The organism is Kitasatospora sp. NPDC050463, from assembly GCF_040655255.1.
Taxonomy (GTDB): Bacteria; Actinomycetota; Actinomycetes; order Streptomycetales; family Streptomycetaceae; genus Kitasatospora.
Genome location: NZ_JBFAJO010000165.1, coordinates 1 through 6,175, shown reverse-complemented (window position 1 = coordinate 6,175; position 6,175 = coordinate 1). Strand labels below are relative to the sequence as shown.

At 75.3% G+C, this 6,175-nt stretch carries 2 protein-coding genes; both read right to left on the bottom strand.

Annotation, left to right across the window (positions count from 1 at the left end):
- A partial coding sequence (locus tag AB0J08_RS40780; protein ID WP_360644998.1) for a type I polyketide synthase occupies window positions 1-1,802 on the bottom strand: 1,802 nt, incomplete at its 3' end.
- Between the two features lie 140 nt (window positions 1,803-1,942).
- Window positions 1,943-6,175 (bottom strand): SDR family NAD(P)-dependent oxidoreductase (locus AB0J08_RS40775; RefSeq protein ID WP_360644995.1); only part of this gene is annotated, 4,233 nt, incomplete at its 5' end.

Genomic DNA, 6,175 nt, shown 5'->3' with positions numbered 1-6,175 from the left:
TCCCCCATCCGCGCCGCGAACACCGGCGAGGAATCCAACAACTCCGCACCCATCCCCACCCACTGCGCCCCCTGACCCGGGAACACGAACACCACACCCGCCCCGTCCAGCAGCTCCGCCGTGCCCTCCACCACCCCGGGCGACGGCTCACCAGCGGTCAACGCACGCAGACCCGCCACCCCCTGAGCCCGGTCCGCCGCCACCACCACCGCACGGCGCTCCAACCGCGCACGCCCCGCCGCCAACGAGAACCCCACATCCAGCACACCCAGCTCGGCCCGCTCCTCCCACCAGGCCGACAACCGCTCCGCCTGCCCCCGCAACGCCGAACCACCCCGTGCCGACACCACCAACGGCACCACCGGCAGAGCCACCGGCGAACCGACCGGCGACTCCAGGGCCGGAAGCGGCTCCTCCATCGGTGCCTGCTCCAGGACCACATGCGCGTTGGTCCCACTGATCCCGAACGGCGACACTCCGGCCCGAAGCGGGTGCTCCCCCGACTGCCACTCCCGGGCCTGCGTCAGCAACTCCACGGCCCCCGACGACCAGTCGACGTGCGGCGACGGCTCATCCGCATGGAGCGTCCTGGGCAGCACACCCGCTCGCATCGCCGACACCATCTTGATCACGCCCGCCACACCCGCCGCCGCCTGCGGGTGCCCGATGTTCGACTTGACGGACCCGAGGTACAGGGGCCGGTCCGCCGAGTGCTCCTGGCCGTAGGTGGCGAGCAGGGCCTGCGCCTCGATCGGGTCACCCAACGTGGTCCCCGTCCCGTGCGCCTCCACCACGTCCACGTCCCGCGCCGACAACCCCGCGTTCGCCAACGCCTGCCGGATCACCCGCTGCTGCGACGGCCCGTTCGGCGCCGTCAGACCGTTCGACGCACCATCCTGATTCACCGCACTACCACGCACCACCGCCAACACCCGGTGCCCCTTGCGCCGCGCGTCCGACAACCGCTCCACCAACAACACGCCGACGCCCTCGGCCATCCCGAACCCATCGGCATCCACCGAGAACGACCGGCACCGACCATCCCTCGACAAACCCCGCTGCCGCGAGAACTCCACGAACATCCCCGGGGTCGACATCACCGTCACCCCACCCGCCAACGCCAGATCACACTCACCCGACCGCAACGACTGCACCGCCAGGTGCAACGCCACCAACGACGACGAACACGCCGTGTCCACCGTCACCGCCGGCCCCTCCAACCCCAACGCATACGCCACCCGCCCCGACAACACGCTCCCCGCGCTGCCGGTCACCGCGTAGCCCTCGACCTCGGCCGGCGCGGCTCGCAGCAAGGTCGCGTAGTCCTGCATGCTCAGGCCCGCGAACACCCCGGTTCGGCTACCCCGGGCCGATTCGGGGTCGATCCCCGCCCGCTCGAAGGCCTCCCAGGCGGTCTCCAGCAGCAGCCGCTGCTGCGGATCCATCGCCAACGCCTCACGCGGCGAGATCCCGAAGAACCCCGCGTCGAAGTCGGTAGCGGCGTCCAGGAATCCGCCGGCGCGAACGTAGGACCGCCCGGACGCGTCGGGGTCCGCGTCGTACAGGCCGGCGAGATCCCAGCCACGGTCGGCGGGCAGGCCCGAGATGGCGTCCGTCCCCGATTCGACCAGCCGCCACAGGTCCTCCGGCGAGCGCACCCCGCCGGGGTAGCGACACCCGATCCCCACCACCGCCACGGGCTCGGTCGACGCGGCCTCCACCGCACGCAAGCGCTCCCTGGTCTGCCGCAGATCGGCCGACACACGCTTCAGGTAGTCGAGGAGCTTCTCTTCGTTATCCATCGGGAATCCGTCCAACGGGTAGAGGCCGGGAGCACCGTTCGAAGTCGGGCCGAGCGGGCGGGGCAGCAGGGCAGGACAAGAAGGCGGGACAGGAGGGCAGGACAGGAGGGCGGGGCAGGAGGCCGGGGCGCACGAGCCGGTCAGGAGAGGCCGAACTCCTCGTCGATGAGCGAGAAGATGTCGTCGACGGTGGCGGATTCGAAGTCCGCCCGGGGTGGGGCCCCGGTGTCGAAGGCGCGGGCCTCCTTCCACTTCCCGAGCAGGGCTTCGAGGCGCTCGGTGATTCCGGCCGCGGCGTCGTCGTCCTGCGCCACCTGGCCGAGCGCGCCTTCCAGCCGGTCGAGTTCCTCGAAGACGGCCGCCCCGGCGGACGCTCCCGCGCCCCCGGTGGCCCCGGCGGCGTCGGCCTCCCCGATGAGCCGGGACCGCAGCAGGGTCGCGAGCTCGGCCGGCGTCGGGTGGTCGAACACGGTGGTGGTCGGCAGGCGCAGGCCGGTCACCGCATTCAGCCGGTTCCGCAGCTCCGTGGCGGCCAGGGAGTCGAAGCCGAGCTCCCGGAAGGCCCGCCGGGCATCGACCGCGCCGGCGAGACCGTGCCCGAGCACCACGGCCGTCTCGTCGAGCACCAGGTCCAGGACCAGCCGCTCGCGCTCCGGCGCGCGGAGCCCGGCGAGCCGTTGCGCCAACGATGTCCCGCCGGCGGGCGATTCGGCGGCGGCGGTCCGGCGGCCGGTGACCCGGACCAGCCCGCGCAGCAGCGGCGGTACCGCGGCCAGGCCGGCACCGGAGGCGGCGTGTGCCCGCAGGGAGGCGGCGTCCAGGCGCATCGGCACCGCCACCGGCGCACCCGTGCGGTGGGCGGCGTCGAAGAGTGCCAGGCCGTCCTCGGTCGAGAGCGCGCCCATGCCGACCCGCCGCATCCTGGTCAGGTCGGCGCCTTCGAGGTGGCCCGTCATGGCGCTGCGTTCGGCCCAGAGCCCCCAGGCCAGCGAGAGGGCCGGCAGGCCGCGGGAGTGCCGGTGGCGGGCCAGCCCGTCCAGGAACGCGTTGGCCGCCGCGTAGTTGCCCTGGCCGGCGGCGCCCACCAGGGCGGTGGCGGAGGAGAAGAGGGCGAACACCGCGAGGTCCAGGTGCTCGGTCAGCCGGTGCAGGTGCCAGGCGGCGTCCACCTTCGGCGCCAGGACGCGGTCCAGCCGCTCCCGGTTCAGCGAGGGGACCACGCCGTCGTCCAGCACGCCCGCCGTGTGGACGACCGCCGTCAGCGGGTGCGCGGCCGGTATCCGGGCCAGCAGGCGGGCCACCGCCTCGGCGTCGGTGACGTCGCACGCGGCGGTCGTCACGGTGGCACCGAGGGCGGTCAGCTCGGCGGCGAGTGCGGTCGCGCCCTCGGCGTCCGGACCCCGGCGCGAGGCCAGGAGCAGGTGCCGCACGCCGTGCCGGGTCACCAGGTGCCGGGCGGTCAGTGCGCCCAGCGTCCCCGAGGCCCCGGTGACCAGCGCGGTACCGTGCGGATCCGGCGCCGGGGGCACGGTCAGGACGATCTTCCCGACGTGCCGGGCCTGGCGGAGGTGGCGGAACGCCTCCGGGGCCCGGCGGACGTCCCACACGGTCAGTGGTGTCCGGTGCAGCACACCGGCCTCGAACAGCGCCAGGACCTCCCGGAGCATCTCGCCGATCCGTCCGGGGTCGACCTCCATCAGGTCGAAGATCCGGTAGTCCACGCCGGGGTGCCGGGCGGCCACCCCGGCCGGGTCCCGGTGGTCGGTCTTCCCCATCTCCAGGAACCGCCCGCCCCGGGGCAGCAGCCGCAGGGAGGCGTCCACGAACTCCCCCACCAGCGAGTTGAGCACGACCGAGACCCCGCGGCCCCCGGTCACCGCCAGGATCCGCTCCTCGAAGCCGAGGTCGCGGGAGGAGGCGATGTGCGCATCGTCCAGACCTGAGGACCGCAGGGTGTCCCACTTCCCCGGACCGGCCGTGCCGAAGACCTCGGCCCCCCAGTGCCGGGCCAGTTGGACCGCGGCCATGCCCACCCCGCCAGCCGCCGAGTGGACGAGGAGCGCCTCGCCGCGCCGCAGATCGGCCAGGTCCCGCAGGCCGTGGTAGGCGGTCAGGAAGACCACGGGGACGGCGGCCGCCTCGGCGAAGGACCAGCTGTCGGGCACCGGCACGACGGCGCGGTGGTCGGCCACCGCGACCGGGCCGAACGCGCCCGAGAACAGTCCCATCACCCGGTCGCCGACGGCGAGGCAGGCCACACCGGGGCCGACCTCGGTGACCACGCCGGCGCCCTCGATGCCCAGCCCGTCGAGCCTCGGGACCAGGCCCAGCGCGACGACGACGTCACGGAAGTTGAGGCCGGCGGCGCGGACCGCGATCCGTACCCGGCCCTCGGCCAGGGGGCGGGAGGCGGTGTCGTCCGGGCTGGGCACCAGTGCCAGGTTCTCCAGGGTGCCCTTGCCCGCGATGTCCAGCCGCCAGGCGGGCGCCCCGGCGGGCGGTGCCAGCGCCGGCACCGCTCTGACGAGCCGGGGAACGCTCAGGGCGCCTGCCCGGACGGCGAGTTGGGGCTCGCCGGAGTGGACGGCCGCAGCCACCGCGGCCACCACGGCCGGTGACGCCCCGTCCCCGTCCCCGTCCAGGTCCAGCAGGACGAAGCGGCCGGGGTTCTCCGCCTGCGCCGCCCGCACCAGCCCCCACACCGGGGCCTGCACCGGCACGGCCGCTCCCTCACCGGGGCGGACGGCCACGGCCCCCCGGGTCACGACCACCAGACGGGAGGAGGCGAACCGGTCGTCCGCCAGCCAGCTCTGCAGCGCGTCGAGGACGCGACCGGTCAGTGCTCGGACCGCCGCCCCGGGGTCGCCGGGCGCGGCCGGTTCCGCGCAGGGCAGGAGGACCACCTCCGGCACGGGGCTGCTCGTCCGCGTCGCCGCCTCCGCCAGCGTGCGCAGGTCGGCGAAGGTCCCACCGCCGAGGTCGCCCAGGCCCGTACCCCCGGCTTCGGCCCCGACCACGGCCCAGTGGCCGGGCCGCTGCGGGGAGCCCGGCGCGGCGGCCGTCGGCGCGCCGACGGCGATCCAGTCGACCTGGAAGAGCGCATCGCCCTGGGCCCGGCCGACGTCTTCCAGTTGCTCCCGGGTGACCGGCCGCAGCGCCAACGACTCGATCCCGGCGACCGGCCGCCCCGTGGTGTCGGCGACGGTCAGCGCCACCCTGCCGGCCTCCAGCGGGGTGACCCCGACCCGTAGCGCGGTCGCGCCGACGGCGTGCAGCGTCAGGCCCTCCCAGGCGAAGGGCAACTGCGGCAGGCCGTCCGCCGGTCCCCCGGCAGGCCCGGCCAGGCCGATGACGTGCAGCGCGGCGTCCAGGAGTGCCGGGTGCACGGCGAAGCGTCCGGCCTCGCCGGCGACCTGCTCGGGCAGGGCGACCTCGGCGAACACCTCGTCGCCGCGCCGCCAGGCGGCCCTGACCCCCCGAAAGGCCGGGCCGTACGGCAGGCCGCTCTCGGCCAGGCCCGCGTACAGCCCGTCGATCCGGACGGGTGCGGCCCCCGGCGGGGGCCAGGCGGCCGGGTCGGCGTCGCGTCCCGGGTCGCCGTCGCGTTCCGGGTCGCCGTCGCGTTCCGGGGCCGCTCCGGCCGGGCCCGCCACGCCGCTGGCGTGCCTGGTCCACGGCTGCTCGGCCGGTGTGCCCGCCGGCTGGGAGTGCAGGCTCACCGGGCGCCGGCCGGCCTCGTCGGGCGCGCCGACGACCACCTGGAGCGACACCGCGCCCTCGTCGGGCAGGACGAGCGGGGCATGCAGGGTGAGCTCCTCCACCCGGCCGCACCCGGCCCGGTCGGCGGCCTGGAAGGCCAGCTCCAGCAGCGCCGTGCCGGGGACCACGGTGGTCCCGAGGACGGTGTGGTCCGCCAGCCACGGGTGCGCGGCGAGGGAGAGCCGGCCGGTGACGAGGACGCCGTCCGAGTCGGGCAGCGCGAGCGTCGCGCCCAGGAAGGGGTGGTCGACCGGGGCCAGCCCCAGGGTGCTCGCGTCACCCGGCGCGGCCTGGGCCGGCTCCCACCAGTAGGACTGCCGCTGGAACGCGTACGTCGGCAGGTCCACCGGAGTGGCCCCGGTGCCCGCGAACGCGGCCGTCCAGTCCACCGGCACGCCACGGACGAAGGCTTCGGCGGCCGAGGTGAGGAAGCGGTCCAGGCCGCCTTCGCCACGACGCAGGGTCCCCACCACGACGGCCTCATGGCCGAGTTCCTCCGCCGTCTCCTCAATGCCCGGGCCCAGCACCGGGTGCGGACTCACCTCGACGAACACCCGATAGCCCTGCTCCGACAGCCGGCCCACCGCCCGGTCGAAACGCACCGTCTCCCGCAG